Source organism: Nocardia sp. NPDC004573 (assembly GCF_053602135.1).
In genome coordinates, this window is record NZ_JBSGDA010000006.1 from 301,104 (window position 1) to 315,751 (window position 14,648).

Sequence of the window (14,648 nt, forward strand, 5' to 3'; positions counted from 1 at the left end):
GGCGCCGTCGGCTGTCTGGCACTCGGGTTGCTCCTCGCGACGACGGCAACCGCGGAACCGCTGTACCCACGGCCCGATCCGGACCCGTTCTACGCCGCCCCGGCGGATCTTGCGGCACACCGACCAGGGGATGTGCTCGGTGTGCGCGCTCTGCCGCCGTTGGCGATGTTTCCCGGCTCGACCGTCACGCTCGTCAAATTCCGGTCCAGCAACTCGCATGGAGCGCCGATCGCGGCGACGACGACGGTGCTCACCCCCTTCGGCCGTCGGTCCGACGGGCCACTGCTGTCGTATCAGCACTTCATCAATGCGCTCGGCACCGGCTGCGCGGTGTCGCACAAGCTGTACGGCGACGACCTGAATCTGAACGTGACCACGCCGATCTTGAACGTGGCGCTGGCGCAGGGTTGGGCCGTCGCGCTGCCGGATCACCTCGGACCGCAGTTCGCGCTGGGGGCCGCTCGCCTGGGTGGCCAGATCGTTCTGGACGGCATCAGAGCGGTGCAGCGCCTGCCCGCGCTCGCCGCGCAGCACAGCGCGACGGTCATGGCGGGTTACTCCGGCGGCGGTCTGGCGACCGCATGGGCGGCCGCGCTACAGCCGACGTACGCACCGGAGTTGCGGCTCGCGGGCGCCGCCATCGGCGGCGTCCCGATGAACTTGGTGACGATGGCGGAGGCGCTGGGTCTGGATCCGCACCCGTCGTTCGGCTTGGCCATGGCGGCGGCGATCGGACTGGAGCGGGAGTATCCGGACCGGCTGCCGATCAGCTCATATCTCACCCCGCGCGGGCGCGAGGTCGCTGACGCCATGGCCAACAGCTGCAGCAACGAGATTCTCACTGCGGGTATCAATGGCAGCGCTCGGGAGTACGTCACCGACACTTCGATCTTCGACAGCCGCCAAGCACGCTCGGTGGTGGAGGAGAACAGTCTGGAACTCTACGGCGGGGTACCGGACACACCGATCTTCGAATGGCATTCGCCGGAAGACCGGCAGATCGCGGTCGAAGCCATCGATAACACCGTCCGCCGCTGGTGCGCGGCGGGGGTGCGAGTGCAGACACTGCGGGTGCCCGCGATCGAACAGCTGCCGGAAGCCGAGCCGCTGTCCGGAGCCGAGCATCTGACCACAGCGGTACTGGGTGCGCCGGCCGCGATGATGTGGCTCGGCGCGCGGGTTCGCGGCGAGCCCGCGCCCAGCAACTGCTGACGAAGCGGGTGGGTGGACATCAGTGCGGGCGACCCCGGCGCGGTCAGCGCGACTCGGCGACAGCCGTGCACCTACTGACGCGGAGGAGGGAGGCATTGGCTGTGTTGCGAGCTGATTACCAGCACCGCAGGAGCGACCTGTTGGACGCGGTGCCGTCGGGGACACGAACGCGGCGGCCTGACAAGACGTATGCCTCCAACTATTTGGCGGAATAGTAGGGTTTTTATTAGCGCGCTTGCGTCGAAAGATTGAATACGACCGTTTCAGATTGTGTCGCCCAAATATGCGAGACCGTCTTCGGCGCGTGATGCGAGTAAGACGCAGATCAGCATTACGCCGAAATATGTACCGCCGGAATCGATAACACTTCGAGTTCCGCTGCCTTAAGGGACACGCGACTTCGCATGTCTGCTAAAGAGCTCCTCTGGGTGGCTACGCCGCGGACGGCCGACGCGGAGGACGGCCGAGCGATGTTCCTACAGCCGGGCCACGCAGACGACGAAATGTCGCTGCTGGTAAACGATTCCGCTGTCGGCCGAGCCGCAGGCGTTCACGTCGACGGTGTTCTGCTTGATGTCGATCACGCGGACGGCGCCGGGGGTGTGGGCTGCGCAGTCGAGACGCTTGGGGCTGCCGGGCGTGAGTTCCATGCAGCCGCCGACGACCCAGTCGATGTCCAGGCACAGCGCGGCCTGTGCCGCTCCGTGCAGGGTTTCGTTGTAGGTGTGGTCGGCGTCGGTGGGGCAAGTGGCGTTGGCCGGGGCCTTCTCGACGACCTTGTAGACCGAGTTCGGGCTGCCACAAGCGGTTTTGTCGATCGCGCCCGCGCCGCCGAACTGCACGCAATCGCCGATGTTCACCTGCAGGCTGGTCGCGCTCTTGTTCGACGCGCCACGTAACGCCGACGTGGTCGGCAGTGCCTCCGTGGTGGTCGGCAGTGGCTCCTCGGTGGTCGTCGGTGGCGCGGAGGTGGTTGCCGCGCTGGCGGCCTGAGCGGCGGCCTTGGCCGGCTCGTCGGCGGGGTCGGACATCGATAGCGCGGCGACGACCACGAGAGTGGCCGCCAGCCCGGTCCCGACCATGAAGGCGGCCAGGGTGATACCGGCGCGGACACGTTGGCGCGACACGTACGTCCTCCAGAGCTCTGAACCCTTCGAACCCACCTAGCGACCCGAAGTTGTGAATCTTGCGGATTGAAGACCACGCCATGCTTACACTACGCGGCACGTCCGCGTCGAGTTTTGCTTCCCAAGGGGAGCGAACCGTCCTGGCAATTCACCTGTGTCCCGGCATCCGGGGCAGCGGTGATCACGATCGGATAACGAACTTCGTGATCATGTGTGCCGGCCGCCAGGTCTGGAAACAAGTCACGGGCGCTGTACAGTCACACGCCATCCGGCCTCCGGAGCCGGGTGTCTCGGTGAGAAGGAATTCCAGAATGAAGTTCGGCACTATTGCCGCCATTACGCTCGGTGCGGTTGCCGCAGTGGGCATCACAGCGGGGGCCGCGAACGCGAAACCCATCGAACCGGAGCGGGAGACCACGACAGCGGGCGTCGAGCAGGGCGTCGACTACCGCACCACGGTTTCGCGCGAGACCGGGGCCATCACGACCGCCGTCGAGCACGGCACCTTCGCGGTGACCGACGACGGCACCAAGATCAAACTGACCTCCGATACCGGAGCCGTGGTGGCGGAAGTGCCGCTGACTTTCCAGGTTTCCGGCAGCAAGCTCTCGGTCGCGCACGAAATCAGCGACAGCGGACGGCGTCTCGCGCTGACGCCGACGGCCGGCGCCAAGGAGATCGGCGAGATGCAGCCGATCAGCTCGATGAACCGCCTCATCGCCGAGCTGAACCAGAACGTCGTCGGTGTGGTCGCGGGCGCGCTGCTCGGTGGACTGCTCGGGGCCCTGATCGGTCTGGGCTTCTTCAGCATCATCACCGGCCCGATCGGTCTGGTCGTCGGTGCGATCGCGGGCGGAGCCATCCAGGGCGGGCAGCCGTTCATGGACGCGCTGATGGCGGTCGTCAACGGCGAACCCTGATCGGGACCGCACGATCGGGTACGGCAGGCGCACCGCAGCGCGCCTGCCGTACCCGGACCGGCTTGCCGATCGCCGTGGCCGCCTGACGGGAGCTCGGTCAGGCCGCCACGGCTGCGGCGCGGAGCGAAGAGAACGCGCGAACGCCCGATGCCGCTGGACGCGTGCTATCGCGCGGGTGACGCGACACGATCAGCGCTCGGTGGAACCGGACTCGCCGTCGCGGTGCTGGCGAGATAGTCGCCAGAGGAACTCCGGGTCGTCGTCGGGTCCGATGACGCGCTTGCGCTGTGGTGAACGCTTCTGCGGGGCAGTGGGTCCAGTCCGCTCGGGGCCGAACGCCTTCCAGCACAACACCGCTATCGCCACCACCGCGATGAGTGCCAACAAGTACGTCACGTCGCTCACCTCCTGGTTACGAGGGTAGCCGCGGACGTGACTCCCGCACACCGCAGACGCAGAAAATGGTCTGCGGGCGAGCGGACCCGAGCACGACGGGCCCGCGCGCCCTGCGATCAGCGTGCGGTCGCCTCGGTGGTCAGCGACTTGAGCAGCTGGAGTACTTCCGATTCGCGGAACCGGCGATGTCCGCCCGGTGTGCGCAGCGACCCGAGGCGCCCGGCGTGGGCCCAGCGCGTCACGGTCTTGGGGTCGACGTGGAACAGGGCAGCAACCTGGCCCGGAGTCAGCAGGGTGTCCTGGCCGCCGACGGTGATCGCAGTCATAGCAAACCTCTCCGTTCTCGACAGTTCCCTCATCAGATGGCGCCATCGTCGCACTGAAACCCCTAGGTACTCGAACCACCTACAGTTGGTAAAGGGGAGGTAATAGACAAAACGGATGCGCGCCCCACCCCCGGCTGTTGGGCGTGCACCGGGGGCGGGCAACAGCTTCGCATAGGCTGAGGGATGTGCGTGACGCAACTCCACCAAAAGGTGCTTCCGGACAGCAAACGGCTGGCGCAGGTCGTCGGTTGGCCCGCAATCTGGCGCTATACACCGTCGCCAGGTTGGGTCTCGTGGTAGCGCTCGCCGCGCTGATCAAGCTGGCCGCGTGGCTGGTGGCGGTGGACATCCCGGTGGTGGTCGCGGCCCTGTTCGCGTTGATCATCGCGATGCCGCTGTCGCTGACCCTCTTCAAGCGGCTGCGGGCCAAGGTGAACGAGGACATCGCCCTGGTCGACGAGCGCAGGCGACGGGACAAGGCCGAGCTTCGGGCGCGGTTGCGCGGCGACGAGCCGCCCACTCCGCCGGAGGCCGGGGCCTCTTCGTGAAGTCCTGTGATCACACCGCACCGCGCGATTGGGTCGACAACGCGGTGCGGTTGATCGACGCCGACGCCCAGCGCAGCGCGGACACCCACTTGCTGCGCTATCCGCTGCCTGCCGGGTGGAACGTCCAGCTCTACCTCAAGGACGAGTCCACCCACATCACCGGCAGCCTCAAGCACCGCCTGGCCCGCTCGCTGTTCCTGTACGCGATCTGCAACGGCTGGGTCACCGAGGGGACGACCGTGGTGGAGGCGTCCTCCGGTTCGACCGCGGTCAGCGAGGCCTACTTCGCCAAGCTGCTCGGCCTGGACTTCGTCGCGGTGATGCCGGCGAGCACTTCCCCGCAGAAGATCGCGCTGATCGAGGCGCAGGGCGGGCGCTGCCACTTCGTGCGCCGCCCGCCGGATATGTACACCGAGGCCGCACGGCTGGCCGCCGAGTGCGGCGGTCACTACATGGACCAGTTCACCCACGCCGAGCGCGCCACCGACTGGCGCGGCAACAACAACATCGCCGAGTCGATCTTCCAGCAGATGTTGTTGGAGGCCAACCCGGTGCCGGAATGGATCGTGGTCGGCGCGGGCACGGGCGGCACCAGCGCCACGATCGGCCGCTATATCCGGTACCGCAGGCACGCGACGAAGCTGGCCGTGGTCGATCCGGAGAACTCCGCGTTCTACGGCGGGTACGAGACCGGGGACGCGGCTTATCAGACCGGAATGCCTTCCCGGATCGAGGGTATCGGCCGTCCGCGCGTGGAGCCCTCGTTCGTCGGCCAGGTGGTGGACCGTATGTTCGAGGTGCCCGACGCGGCGTCCATCGCGGCGGCCAGGTTCGCGAGCGCGCGCCTCGGCCGCCGGGTCGGTGGATCGACCGGGACCAACCTGTGGGGCGTGTTCGCCCTGATCGCCGAGATGCTCTCCGAAGGCCGCGGCGGCAGTGTCGTCACCCTGCTGTGTGATGGCGGCGATCGTTACGCGGGAACCTATTTCGATGATGCGTGGGTCGCGGGCCAGGGATTGGATCTCGCCGCGCCCACCGCGGTATTGGAGAAGTTCATGGCGACCGGCGTCTGGGACGCCTGATCGGTTCGCGCCTCGCGTAGGTGCTGTTCGCTGCGAGCGGAATGGGGTGCCTGTCGCACCCCATCGTGTCAATTTTTGTTGACACCACACGTTGACGTCAATCAAAATTGACGACATGACGGAAGCAACCACTCTGGCGGCCGCCGCGGGCAGCCCCGATCCCAAAGTCGGGCTGCGCGCGGTGCTCGCCCTACGCAGGCTGCTCGAACGTCTCGAAGCGATCCAGGTGGCCAACGCCCGTGCCCAGGGCTGGTCCTGGCAGGCGATCGCGGAAGCGCTCGAGGTCAGCAAGCAGGCAGTTCACCAGAAATACAACCGGAAAGGCAGGAGCCGCTGATGTTCGAACGGTTCAGCAGGTCGGCGCGCACGGCGATCGTCGCCGCTCAGGAGGACGCGCGCGAACTCCGCGCGTCGACTATCGAGGTCGAGCACGTGCTGCTCGGATTGCTCGCGCAGGCCGAGCCCGCGGTGACGGCTTTGCTCGCGGAGGCGGGCCTCACTCGGGACGGCGTGCGCCGCGCGCTGGCCGAACAGGGCAACGGTGTGCCACTCGGTCCCGAGGACGCGGAGGCGTTGCGATCCATCGGCATCGATCTGGACGCCGTCCGGGAATCGCTGGAAGCGAATTTCGGCGAGGACGCACTCGACCGCGCCGCGCCGGACCCGCGCCGTGGGCCGTTCCCCTGGAGCCGCGGCGGGTACTACGGGCACATTCCGTTCACGAAGGAAGCGAAGAAGGTGCTCGAACTCTCCCTGCGTGAGGCGCTCGGCCGCAAGGACAAGACCATCGAATCCGGGCACATGCTGCTCGGCATCCTGCGCGCTCCCAACCAGACGACGGTGCGCCTGTTCGGCGGCCCCACCGTGATCCAGGAGTTGCGGCCCAAAGTGCACGCCCTGCTCGACCGTGCGGCCTGAGCCGGCGGACATGCGCTGCCGGAGTTCGGGTTTTCCGGCGGCGCGTGTCCGCATCCGACGCCTAGCATTGGGCCATGCAGCTCGTGATTCGGTTGATCATCAACGCGGTGGCCATCTGGCTGGCCGCCTTCTGGATCGACAAGATCGACATTCTCGCTCCCGAAGGCGGCAACGGCGCGAAGATCGGCGTGGTCCTCGCCGTGGCCGCGGTATTCACGGCGGTGAACGCGGTGGTGAAGCCGATCGTGAAATTGCTGTCACTACCGCTGGTGATCGTCACCCTCGGCTTGTTCCTGCTGCTGATCAACGCGCTCATGCTATGGCTGACCGCCGAGATCACCGAGGCGTTCACCGAATACGGCCTGCGCGTCGAGGGTTTCTGGGCCGCGGTGTTCGGCGGCATCATCGTCTCGCTCGTGAACTGGGTGCTCGGCATCCTGGTTCCGGACGAGGACTGATTCGCGGCGCAGGCGCACGCGCGGTCACGTTCCGCGCGGAGGCCGTCAGCGGGTCGGCGCGGCCGGGGAACGGGTTCGGACGTCAGCCCAGCCCGACTGCCAGCGCGGTGACGGCCGACCACACCAGGAGAGCCAGGCCGGAGTCCCGCAGCGCGGGAATCAGTTCCAAGCCGCCCTTGCCGCCGCGCACCGGCGCGTTGGCGCGCACGGCGAGCGGCACCGCGAGCAGTCCGGCCAGGGCCAACGGCGTGCGGGCGATCAGCGCCAACGTCACGAGGAACGGCACCGTGAGCAGCGCGAGGTGCAGGGTCCGGGTACGCGGGTCGCCGAGTTTCACCGCGAGGGTGACCTTTCCGGAGCCGGTGTCGGTCGGGATGTCGCGCAGGTTGTTCGCGACCAGCACGGCGCTGGAGAACGAGCCCACCGCGATCGCGAGCAGCGCGCCCACCCAGTCGATCCGGCCCGCCTGCACGAACTGGGTGCCGAGCACGGCGACCAAGCCGAAGAAGACGAACACCGCCACTTCGCCGAAGCCGCTGTAGCCGTACGGGTTGCTGCCTCCGGTGTAGTACCAGGCCCCGGCCAGGCAGGCGGCGCCGACGAGCAGCAGCCACCACGCGCTGGTGAACACCAGCACCAAACCGAAGACGGCGCCGATGACGAGGCTGACGACGGCGGCGGTTTTCACCGCGGTGGGGGAGGCCAGCTTCTGCCCGACCAGACGCAGCGGGCCGACCCGGACGTCGTCGGTGCCGCGGATGCCGTCGGAGTAGTCGTTGGCGTAGTTCACGCCGACGATCAGCGCCAGCGAAACGAGCAGCGCGAGAATCGCTTTCCACCACACCGCGCCGTCGACGGACGCGGCGGCGCCGGTTCCGGCGAGCACCGGGGCGATCGCGTTCGGCAGGGTGCGTGGGCGCGCGCCCTCGATCCATTGCGCTGCAGTAGCCATGTCCGCAGCATAATCGGCGCAGTCGGAGGCAGTCCGTCTTCAGCCCGCGCACGGCCGGAGCGAAGGCGCAGGTACCGCCTGGTGCGAGTGTGGCGATCAGGCCGTTTAAGCGGTCGCCGCCTCTTGCAGGCGCGCGAGTCCCTTCTCGAAGTCGCGGCCGACGAACTTGTCCATCGGGATGAACTTGCCGATGACGCCCATCAGGCCGGTCTGCTGCCCGGTCATCCGCCAGGTCACCTCGGTGCCGGTCTCGACCGGGGACAAGAGGAAGGTCACCATATTGGTCGCCTTCATCGGCTTCAGGAATTCCAGGCGCACCCCGATCTCGCGGTCGGCGCTGCCGATGATCTCCATGCTGCCCGCGCCGGCCTTGCGGTTGCCGCTCCAGGCATAGCGCGCACCCACGCCGGAGTCGGCGCCGGAATAGCTGCGCTGCAGCTGGGGGTCGAGATCTTCCCACGGCGACCACTCGACCCATTTGTGGAAGTCGTTGATCAGCCCGTGCACACGCGCGGGGTCGGCCGTGATCACGGCCGATCGGACCACCTCGAACTCAGCCATGGGGTCAGACTATGCGACCGATTGCTCACAGTCGCGGCAAAGAAATCGTGTCGGCTCCCTCCGGCCTGCTCGCCTACGATGACCGCGGGATGTTTCCGGAGCACAGCGGCCCGCACGGCCACAGTCGAGCAGTGACGACGCCCGCAGGCGAATCGGTCGTGGTGGCCCTGCTGGGCGAGGTCGCGCTGCGCCGCGACGGAACGCTGACGCCGCTGCCCGGCGCGCGCTCCCGGCTCCTGCTCACCGCGCTGGCCCTGCGGCCCGGCCGCAGCCGCGGCGCGCAAGCCCTGATCACGGACGTCTGGGGTGAACAACCGCCGCGGGCGCCGATGAACGCGCTGCACACCCAGGTGTCCCGGTTGCGTTCGGCGCTGCCGGAGGGCGCGCTGGAGATCGGCCCGGCGGGATACCGGTTGACGCTCGCCGCCGAACAGGTCGACTTGTCGTCGGTGGGCGGCCGTGTGACGCGGGCGCGCGGGCTGCACGCCGCAGGCGATCTCGCCGGCTGCCTGGCGGAGATCGCGGGGGCGCGGGCGCTGTGGCGCGGGGATCCCGGTGCGGACCTGCCGCCGGGTGAGCTGGCCGACGAGTTGCGCGTCGCGGCGGGGCGGCGCCTCGCCGAACTCGACGAGCTCGAACTCACCGCCCGCGAAGCCTGCGGCGACGTCGACGGGGCGTTGGCCCTGGCGCGTGGCCGCGCCGCCGCCGATCCGCTGGACGAACCCGCGCAGCTGGCCTTGATGCGTCTGCTCGCGGCGGCGGGACGGGCCAACGAGGCGCTGGAATCGTTCGCGGCCTTCCGCTCCCGGTTGATCGACCAACTCGGCGCCGATCCCGGGCCCGCGCTTTCCGCGGCGCACACGGCGATCCTGCGCGGAGAGCCGATCGGGCCCGCAGGGCCGCCGCCGCGACCCGGCGCGGGCGGTGCCGGGACGCCGGTGACGGATCTGCGCAGGGAACCGGCGGCTCCAGCCACCCCCGCGGAACAACCGCCTGTCGCGATGGGCCTTCGCGCCGCGCCCAACGCGCTGCTCGGCCGGACGGACGACCTCGCCGCGCTGACCGACCTGCTGCACACCTGCCGGGTGGTGACCGTGCTCGGTCCCGGCGGCGCGGGGAAGACCAGAGTCGCCAACGAGCTCGGTGCGCGGGTGGCGCGCACCCGCCCGGCGGCGCTGGTCGAGCTGGCCTCGGTGCGGGCCGAGGGCGGCGACGCCAGAGTCGAGATCGAGGCGGCGATCGCCGCGGTGCTCGGCCTCAGCGAGGTCACCTTCGACACGGCGACGCTGCGCTCCGGGCAGTCCGTCGATCTGCGCAGGCGGTTGCGTGACGCGGTGTCGGCGCGCCCGATGCTGCTGATCCTGGACAACTGCGAGCACCTGATCGACGCCGTCGCCGTGGTGGTCGCCGACCTGATCGGCCTCGCGCCCCGGCTGACCGTGCTCACCACGAGCCGCTCGCCGCTGACGATCACCGCCGAGACCGTGTATCCGCTGCCGCCGCTGACCATCGACCCGGCGGGCTCACCCGCCACCGAGCTGTTCGCCGCGCGTGCCAGGGCCGTGCGCCCCGCGGTCCGGCTCGACCCGGAGATCGTCGCCCAGCTCTGCCACACGCTCGACGGGCTGCCACTGGCCATCGAGCTGGCCGCCGCCCGGGTCCGGACGATGAGCGTCGAGGAGATCAACGAGCGATTGGCCGACCGGTTCGCGCTGCTGCGCCACGGCGACCGCAGCTCGCCCGCACGGCACCGCACCTTGCACGCGGTGATCGAGTGGAGCTGGAACCTGCTCGACCGCGAACAACAGGCGACGCTGCGCCGATTGTGCCGGTTCCCGGCCGGTTTCACGCTGTCCGCCGCCGAGGCGGTCGCGGGCGGGACCGACGTGACCGATGTCGCCGCGGCCGTCGACGGCCTGGTCAATCAATCGCTGCTCACCGTGCTGGACGACGCGGTGCTCGGCACCCGCTACCGGATGCTGGAGACGGTGCGGGAATTCGGCGAAGAGCAGCTGACCGCCGCCGCGGGGGAGCCGGACGAGGTCGATACCCGCATGCTGCGGTGGGCCGGGCTCTACGCCGATGATGTGGCGAGCCGGTACATGACCGGCGATCAGTTCCACCTCGCGTTATCCGTGGCGGCGGAACTGGACAACCTGCTCGCCGCGCTGCGCTGCGCCATCGAACGACGGGACGCCGCGACGGCCTACACGGTGTTCCCCGTCGTCGGCACGCTGTGGATGATCCGCGGATCGCATATGGAAGTGATCGCGTGGGCCCAGCGCGTCATCGAATTGGATGCGGCCGGTCTCGGGCCGGAAGGTCCGCGTGCGGACCTGGTGCTCGTCACCTATCAGATGATGTTCCTGCATCTCGCCTACACCAACGGCAGCGCCCGGGCCCTCGCCGAATTGCGCCTGCGTGTGCGCCGTTTGTTCCGCCCCGGCGTAGAGCTCAGCGAGAACAGCCGTTTCATCGGCCGGGTCGTGCTCACCAGAGCCGATGGACGCGGAATCGGCAGGCTGCTGGCCGAGGCGGTCCGCACGGACGATCCGGAGACCAGGGCCTCGGCGCTGCTGTTGCGGGCCAACATGCGAGAGAACCTCGGCGACGTGCGCGGCTCCACGATCGACGCGATCAAGGCGCTTAATGTCCTCGGGCGCGAGAACGTCTGGAGCGTAGCCATGGTGAGCAGGCACCTCGGACAGGTCTGTGGGCAGATCGCCCAGTACGCCGAATCGGTCACCTATTACCGCCGCGCGCTCGACGTGCTGCAACGGCTCGGCGCCTACGAGGACACCGTGGAGATCCGCAGCCTGCTGGTGGCTTCGCTGGTCGGCATCGGCGAGCTGGAGCAGGCCCGCCGCGAACTCGACCTCGCGTCCGGCACGCCGGACCTGGACAGCTCGTCCCTCGGCCGGAATCGGCTGCTGTCCACGGTGATGCAGAGTTCGGCCGAGCTGGCGTACGCGGAGGGCGACATCGCGGGCGGATCCGCTCGCTACGAACGCGCGCTGGAGCTGTTCGGCTGGCCGGACAACGCTGTCGGCCCCGGCCCCGGCGCCCTCATGCTCGCCGCGGCGGCGCTCGGCGCGCAGGTACTGCACGGCGGGGCGGGCACAGCGGCCGTCCTGTCGGCACAGCTGGCCGAGCTCACCGTGCCGACGATGAGCCAATATCGAGACCTGCCGCAGATCGGCGCCGTCGCGTGCGCGGTCGGCTCGTACCTCGTGGCCGCCGACCGTGCGCCGAGCATGGGTCTCGACTTGCTGGTGCTGGCCCCGAACGTCTTCTGCCGACAGGATTTTCCCTCGATGCGCTGGCAACGGCACCTGGACGCGGCGATCGCGGAACTCGGCGCCGACCAGGTCGCGGAAGCCCGCAGCCGCCTCGGCCGGCTGCGCCGGAACGATTCCGCCGACCGCATCATGCGGATGCTGCGGAGCCTGAGCGCCGCCCGCTGACCACTCGTCCTCCGCAACGGCACCGATGTGCGCGAGCTGATATGCGAAAAGGCCGGGTAACCGTGGTCACCCGGCCTGCTCTGGTGTGTGGATGGCTCACGCCCGCCGCATGTACGCCTTGACCGTGAGCGGAGCGAAGATCGCGATGACGACCACCGCGCCGATCAGCGACCAGGCGAGGTCGCCGCCGAAGCCTGCGCCGTTCATCAACCCGCGGCACGCGTTCACCATGTAGTACACGGGGTTCACGTGATTGAGGCCCTGCATCCAGCCCGGCATCGTGCTCACCAGCGCGAAGGCTCCGGACATGAAGGTCAGCGGGAACATGATCATCATCGAGATGCCCTGCACGCCCGCCGCGCTCTTGCCGGTGACCCCGACCAGCGCCCAGATCCAGCTGATCGCGAACGAGCAGATCACGATGACCAGGCCCGCCGCGACGACCCCGACCACGCCGCCCTCCGGTCGATAGCCGATGGCGACGCCGACGACGATGGTGAGCACGGTCGCGATGACGTAGCGCACCATGTCCGCCAGCAGCGCGCCCGCCAGCGCCGAAATGCGGGCGATGGGCAGGGATTTGAACCGGTCGAAGACGCCTTTGTCCATGTCCTCGCGCAACTGGGTGCCGGTGACGACCGAGGTCAGCACCACGGTCTGCACCAGGATCCCGGGGATCAGGACCGGCAGGTAGTCGTGCACGCTGCCGCCGATGGCGCCGCCGAAGATGTAGGCGAACAAGGCGGTGAACAGGATCGGCTGCACCGTTACGTCGAACAGCTGCTCGGGCTTGTGCTTGATCTTCAGCAGGCCGCGGTAGGCCATGGTGAACGAGTTCGCCGCCGCTTGGGTGAGCGGAACGCGGTTGCTCACTTCGGGAATTCTCGTCGGCGCCGCTCGGCGCTTCTCGGTCGCGGTGATGGTGGTGGTCATGCTGTGCTCCTCGTCGGCATGCGCGGGCCCTTCGTGGTGACGCAAGCTGCCGCCTGCGGGCCGGACGCTCATGCCGCGCTCCTCTCGGACTCGTCGGTGGTGTCGTCGGCGGGGTGGCCGGTGATGGTGAGGAAGACCTCGTCCAGGCTCGGCTTCGTCACGGTGATCTCGTCGACGCCCACCTCCCACTCGCGCAGGCGGATCAGCAGGTCGGCGGTGACACTCGCGTCGGTGAGCGGCGCGGCGAGCCGCCCGGCCTCCGGGGTGATCTGCGCTTCGACGCCGAGGAAATCGCCGATGATGCGGCGCGCCTCGTCGAGCTGATCGCGATCGATCAGGGTCAGGTGCAGCGACGAGCCGCCCACCGAGGCCTTCAGTTCGTCGGCCGTGCCGTCGGCGATCACCTTGCCGCGGTCGATCACCGCGATCCGGTCGGCCAGCTGATCGGCCTCGTCCAGATACTGTGTGGTGAGCAGCACCGTCGCGCCCGCACGGACGAGGCGGCGGATGGTCTCCCACATCTGGGCGCGGGTGCGCGGGTCGAGCCCGGTGGTCGGTTCGTCGAGGAACAGCAGCGGCGGTGTCGCGATCAGGCTGGCCGCCAGGTCGAGCCTGCGCCGCATGCCGCCGGAGAAGTTCCGCAGCGGCTTGTCCGCCGCCTCCGTGAGGTCGAACTCTTCCAGCAGGTCGGCCGCCTTACGCCGGGCATCGATCCGGCTCAGGCCGAGCAGGCGGGAGAAGATGATCAAGTTCTCGGTGGCGGACAGATCCTCGTCGACCGAGGCGTACTGCCCGGTGACGCCGATGAGCGAACGGACGGCCGTCGGCTCCGCGACCACGTCGTGGCCGAAGATGCGGCCGCTGCCGCCGTCCGGTCGCAGCAGGGTCGCGAGCATGCGGATGGTCGTGGTCTTGCCTGCGCCGTTCGGACCGAGCACGCCGTACACCGAGCCCTGCGGCACCGCCAGGCTCACCCCGTCGACGGCCCGCTGTTCCCCGAACACCTTGACCAGGCCGTCCGCCTCGACGGCGAGCGCTGAAGTTGGTGCGAATGAAGTCATGTGGACAACTGTGGACACCCGGACTTGCACGGCTCTTGCACAGCGCTGTCACACCGGCCGCGACTGCGTCGCGGCGTGTTCATGGCCCCTTGTGGCTGGCTTCGGGAGTCGTCGGCCACCAAGTCCTCCGCAGCCGGCGCAGCGCCGCGCTGTCGCCGGTCGCCGACGCCTCGCCGCTCTCGATCGCTTCGGCCAGGGTGAGTTCCTTCCTATCTTCGAAGTGTGAAGTTCGATTAACAGAAGCAACGAAGGAAATCGAGATGACGGAGGTGCTGTACCGAGCACGGGCGCACGTGACCGGTGGCAGGAACGGCCGTGGACGAACGTCCGACGGAAGTCTGGATCTGACTTTGCGTCAACCGAAGGAGCTGGGCGGTGACGGGGAGGGCGCGAATCCCGAGCAACTTTTCGCGATCGGATACGCGGCGTGCTTCGGGACGACGCTCGCCCTCGTCGGGCAGCGCGGCGGACTGCAGACCGGCGACGCGGAAATCGACTCGTCGGTCGCGCTGATCCCGATCGACGGCGGCCGCTTCGAACTCGGCGTCGAACTGCGTATCGGGCTGCCTTCGGTCACCGATGAACAGGCGATCGAACTGGTCCGGGCGGCCCATGAGGTCTGCCCGTACTCCAATGCCACACGAAACAACATCGCCGTCGCGCTGGTGGTCAACGACGTCCGGCTGTAAC

Annotated in this window: 16 protein-coding genes; 9 read left to right on the forward strand and 7 right to left on the reverse strand. The window is 68.6% G+C overall.

Annotated elements, in window-relative coordinates:
- Positions 1 to 15 precede the first annotated feature (15 nt).
- On the forward strand, positions 16 to 1,212 hold the full coding sequence (locus tag ACWEKR_RS13030) for a lipase family protein (RefSeq protein WP_452354693.1): 1,197 nt from the start codon (positions 16 to 18) through the stop codon (positions 1,210 to 1,212).
- 476 nt (positions 1,213 to 1,688) lie between these two features.
- Here the strand turns inward: ACWEKR_RS13030 and lppU are convergent, their stop codons facing one another.
- Complete coding sequence (gene lppU / locus ACWEKR_RS13035) at positions 1,689 to 2,339, reverse strand: LppU family putative lipoprotein (protein ID WP_452354652.1); 651 nt, start codon at positions 2,337 to 2,339, stop codon at positions 1,689 to 1,691.
- A 311-nt stretch (positions 2,340 to 2,650) separates the two neighbouring features.
- Between lppU and ACWEKR_RS13040 the strand changes: the two genes are divergently transcribed.
- Complete coding sequence (locus tag ACWEKR_RS13040) at positions 2,651 to 3,259, forward strand: hypothetical protein (RefSeq protein ID WP_195084100.1); 609 nt, start codon at positions 2,651 to 2,653, stop codon at positions 3,257 to 3,259.
- A gap of 189 nt (positions 3,260 to 3,448) precedes the next feature.
- On the opposite strand, the gene ACWEKR_RS13045 is transcribed toward ACWEKR_RS13040, so the two are convergent.
- Positions 3,449 to 3,655 (reverse strand): hypothetical protein, encoded by a 207-nt coding sequence (locus ACWEKR_RS13045; protein WP_452354653.1) that lies wholly within the window; start codon positions 3,653 to 3,655, stop codon positions 3,449 to 3,451.
- Positions 3,656 to 3,771: 116 nt separating this feature from the next.
- The gene (locus ACWEKR_RS13050) at positions 3,772 to 3,981 is read right to left on the reverse strand and encodes a BldC family transcriptional regulator (RefSeq protein WP_040783886.1); all 210 of its coding nucleotides are present in this window, start codon (positions 3,979 to 3,981) and stop codon (positions 3,772 to 3,774) included.
- Between the two features lie 248 nt (positions 3,982 to 4,229).
- On the opposite strand from ACWEKR_RS13050, the gene ACWEKR_RS13055 reads away from it, so the two are divergent.
- From ACWEKR_RS13055 to ACWEKR_RS13075, 5 genes are all read left to right on the forward strand, one after another.
- A complete protein-coding gene (locus ACWEKR_RS13055; RefSeq protein ID WP_267470261.1) occupies positions 4,230 to 4,529 on the forward strand; it encodes a DUF4229 domain-containing protein in 300 nt (99 codons plus the stop codon).
- Positions 4,526 to 5,611 (forward strand): PLP-dependent cysteine synthase family protein, encoded by a 1,086-nt coding sequence (locus tag ACWEKR_RS13060; protein ID WP_452354654.1) that lies wholly within the window; start codon positions 4,526 to 4,528, stop codon positions 5,609 to 5,611. The genes ACWEKR_RS13055 and ACWEKR_RS13060 overlap by 4 nt, the downstream gene beginning before the upstream one ends.
- A gap of 115 nt (positions 5,612 to 5,726) precedes the next feature.
- The gene (locus tag ACWEKR_RS13065; protein WP_040870358.1) at positions 5,727 to 5,948 is read left to right on the forward strand and encodes a helix-turn-helix domain-containing protein; all 222 of its coding nucleotides are present in this window, start codon (positions 5,727 to 5,729) and stop codon (positions 5,946 to 5,948) included.
- Positions 5,948 to 6,529, forward strand: coding sequence for a Clp protease N-terminal domain-containing protein (locus ACWEKR_RS13070; RefSeq protein WP_195084096.1), 582 nt, complete (start codon positions 5,948 to 5,950; stop codon positions 6,527 to 6,529). Before ACWEKR_RS13065 ends, ACWEKR_RS13070 begins: the two co-directional genes overlap by 1 nt.
- Positions 6,530 to 6,603: 74 nt before the next feature.
- On the forward strand, positions 6,604 to 6,987 hold the full coding sequence (locus ACWEKR_RS13075) for a phage holin family protein (protein WP_195084095.1): 384 nt from the start codon (positions 6,604 to 6,606) through the stop codon (positions 6,985 to 6,987).
- A gap of 82 nt (positions 6,988 to 7,069) precedes the next feature.
- Here ACWEKR_RS13075 and ACWEKR_RS13080 read toward each other — a convergent pair whose 3' ends face one another.
- The gene (locus ACWEKR_RS13080; RefSeq protein ID WP_452354655.1) at positions 7,070 to 7,939 is read right to left on the reverse strand and encodes a 1,4-dihydroxy-2-naphthoate polyprenyltransferase; all 870 of its coding nucleotides are present in this window, start codon (positions 7,937 to 7,939) and stop codon (positions 7,070 to 7,072) included.
- Positions 7,940 to 8,044: 105 nt separating this feature from the next.
- Positions 8,045 to 8,500, reverse strand: coding sequence for an SRPBCC family protein (locus ACWEKR_RS13085; RefSeq protein ID WP_195084093.1), 456 nt, complete (start codon positions 8,498 to 8,500; stop codon positions 8,045 to 8,047).
- Positions 8,501 to 8,631: 131 nt separating this feature from the next.
- Between ACWEKR_RS13085 and ACWEKR_RS13090 the strand changes: the two genes are divergently transcribed.
- On the forward strand, positions 8,632 to 11,964 hold the full coding sequence (locus ACWEKR_RS13090) for an AfsR/SARP family transcriptional regulator (RefSeq protein ID WP_452354656.1): 3,333 nt from the start codon (positions 8,632 to 8,634) through the stop codon (positions 11,962 to 11,964).
- Between the two features lie 96 nt (positions 11,965 to 12,060).
- Here ACWEKR_RS13090 and ACWEKR_RS13095 read toward each other — a convergent pair whose 3' ends face one another.
- Together ACWEKR_RS13095 and ACWEKR_RS13100 are read right to left on the reverse strand one after the other, a co-directional pair.
- Positions 12,061 to 12,897, reverse strand: a complete 837-nt coding sequence (locus tag ACWEKR_RS13095) for an ABC transporter permease (protein WP_452354694.1) — start codon at positions 12,895 to 12,897, stop codon at positions 12,061 to 12,063.
- 68 nt (positions 12,898 to 12,965) lie between these two features.
- A complete protein-coding gene (locus tag ACWEKR_RS13100; RefSeq protein ID WP_452354657.1) occupies positions 12,966 to 13,958 on the reverse strand; it encodes an ATP-binding cassette domain-containing protein in 993 nt (330 codons plus the stop codon).
- A 260-nt stretch (positions 13,959 to 14,218) separates the two neighbouring features.
- Here ACWEKR_RS13100 and ACWEKR_RS13105 point away from each other — a divergent pair, with 260 nt between their 5' ends.
- Entirely contained in the window at positions 14,219 to 14,647 is a 429-nt protein-coding gene (locus ACWEKR_RS13105; protein ID WP_452354658.1) for an organic hydroperoxide resistance protein, read from the forward strand.
- Position 14,648: the final 1 nt, after the last annotated feature.

Bases quoted from the DNA above. Each gene is read 5' to 3' on its own strand.
- ACWEKR_RS13040 (WP_195084100.1), top strand. From the start codon at position 2,651: ATGAAGTTCGGCACTATTGCCGCCATTACGCTCGGTGCGGTTGCCGCA.
- ACWEKR_RS13050 (WP_040783886.1), bottom strand. From the start codon at position 3,981: ATGACTGCGATCACCGTCGGCGGCCAGGACACCCTGCTGACTCCGGGC.
- ACWEKR_RS13065 (WP_040870358.1), top strand. From the start codon at position 5,727: ATGACGGAAGCAACCACTCTGGCGGCCGCCGCGGGCAGCCCCGATCCC.
- ACWEKR_RS13070 (WP_195084096.1), top strand. From the start codon at position 5,948: ATGTTCGAACGGTTCAGCAGGTCGGCGCGCACGGCGATCGTCGCCGCT.
- ACWEKR_RS13075 (WP_195084095.1), top strand. From the start codon at position 6,604: ATGCAGCTCGTGATTCGGTTGATCATCAACGCGGTGGCCATCTGGCTG.
- ACWEKR_RS13080 (WP_452354655.1), bottom strand. From the start codon at position 7,939: ATGGCTACTGCAGCGCAATGGATCGAGGGCGCGCGCCCACGCACCCTG.
- ACWEKR_RS13085 (WP_195084093.1), bottom strand. From the start codon at position 8,500: ATGGCTGAGTTCGAGGTGGTCCGATCGGCCGTGATCACGGCCGACCCC.
- ACWEKR_RS13095 (WP_452354694.1), bottom strand. From the start codon at position 12,897: ATGACCACCACCATCACCGCGACCGAGAAGCGCCGAGCGGCGCCGACG.
- ACWEKR_RS13100 (WP_452354657.1), bottom strand. From the start codon at position 13,958: ATGACTTCATTCGCACCAACTTCAGCGCTCGCCGTCGAGGCGGACGGC.
- ACWEKR_RS13105 (WP_452354658.1), top strand. From the start codon at position 14,219: ATGACGGAGGTGCTGTACCGAGCACGGGCGCACGTGACCGGTGGCAGG.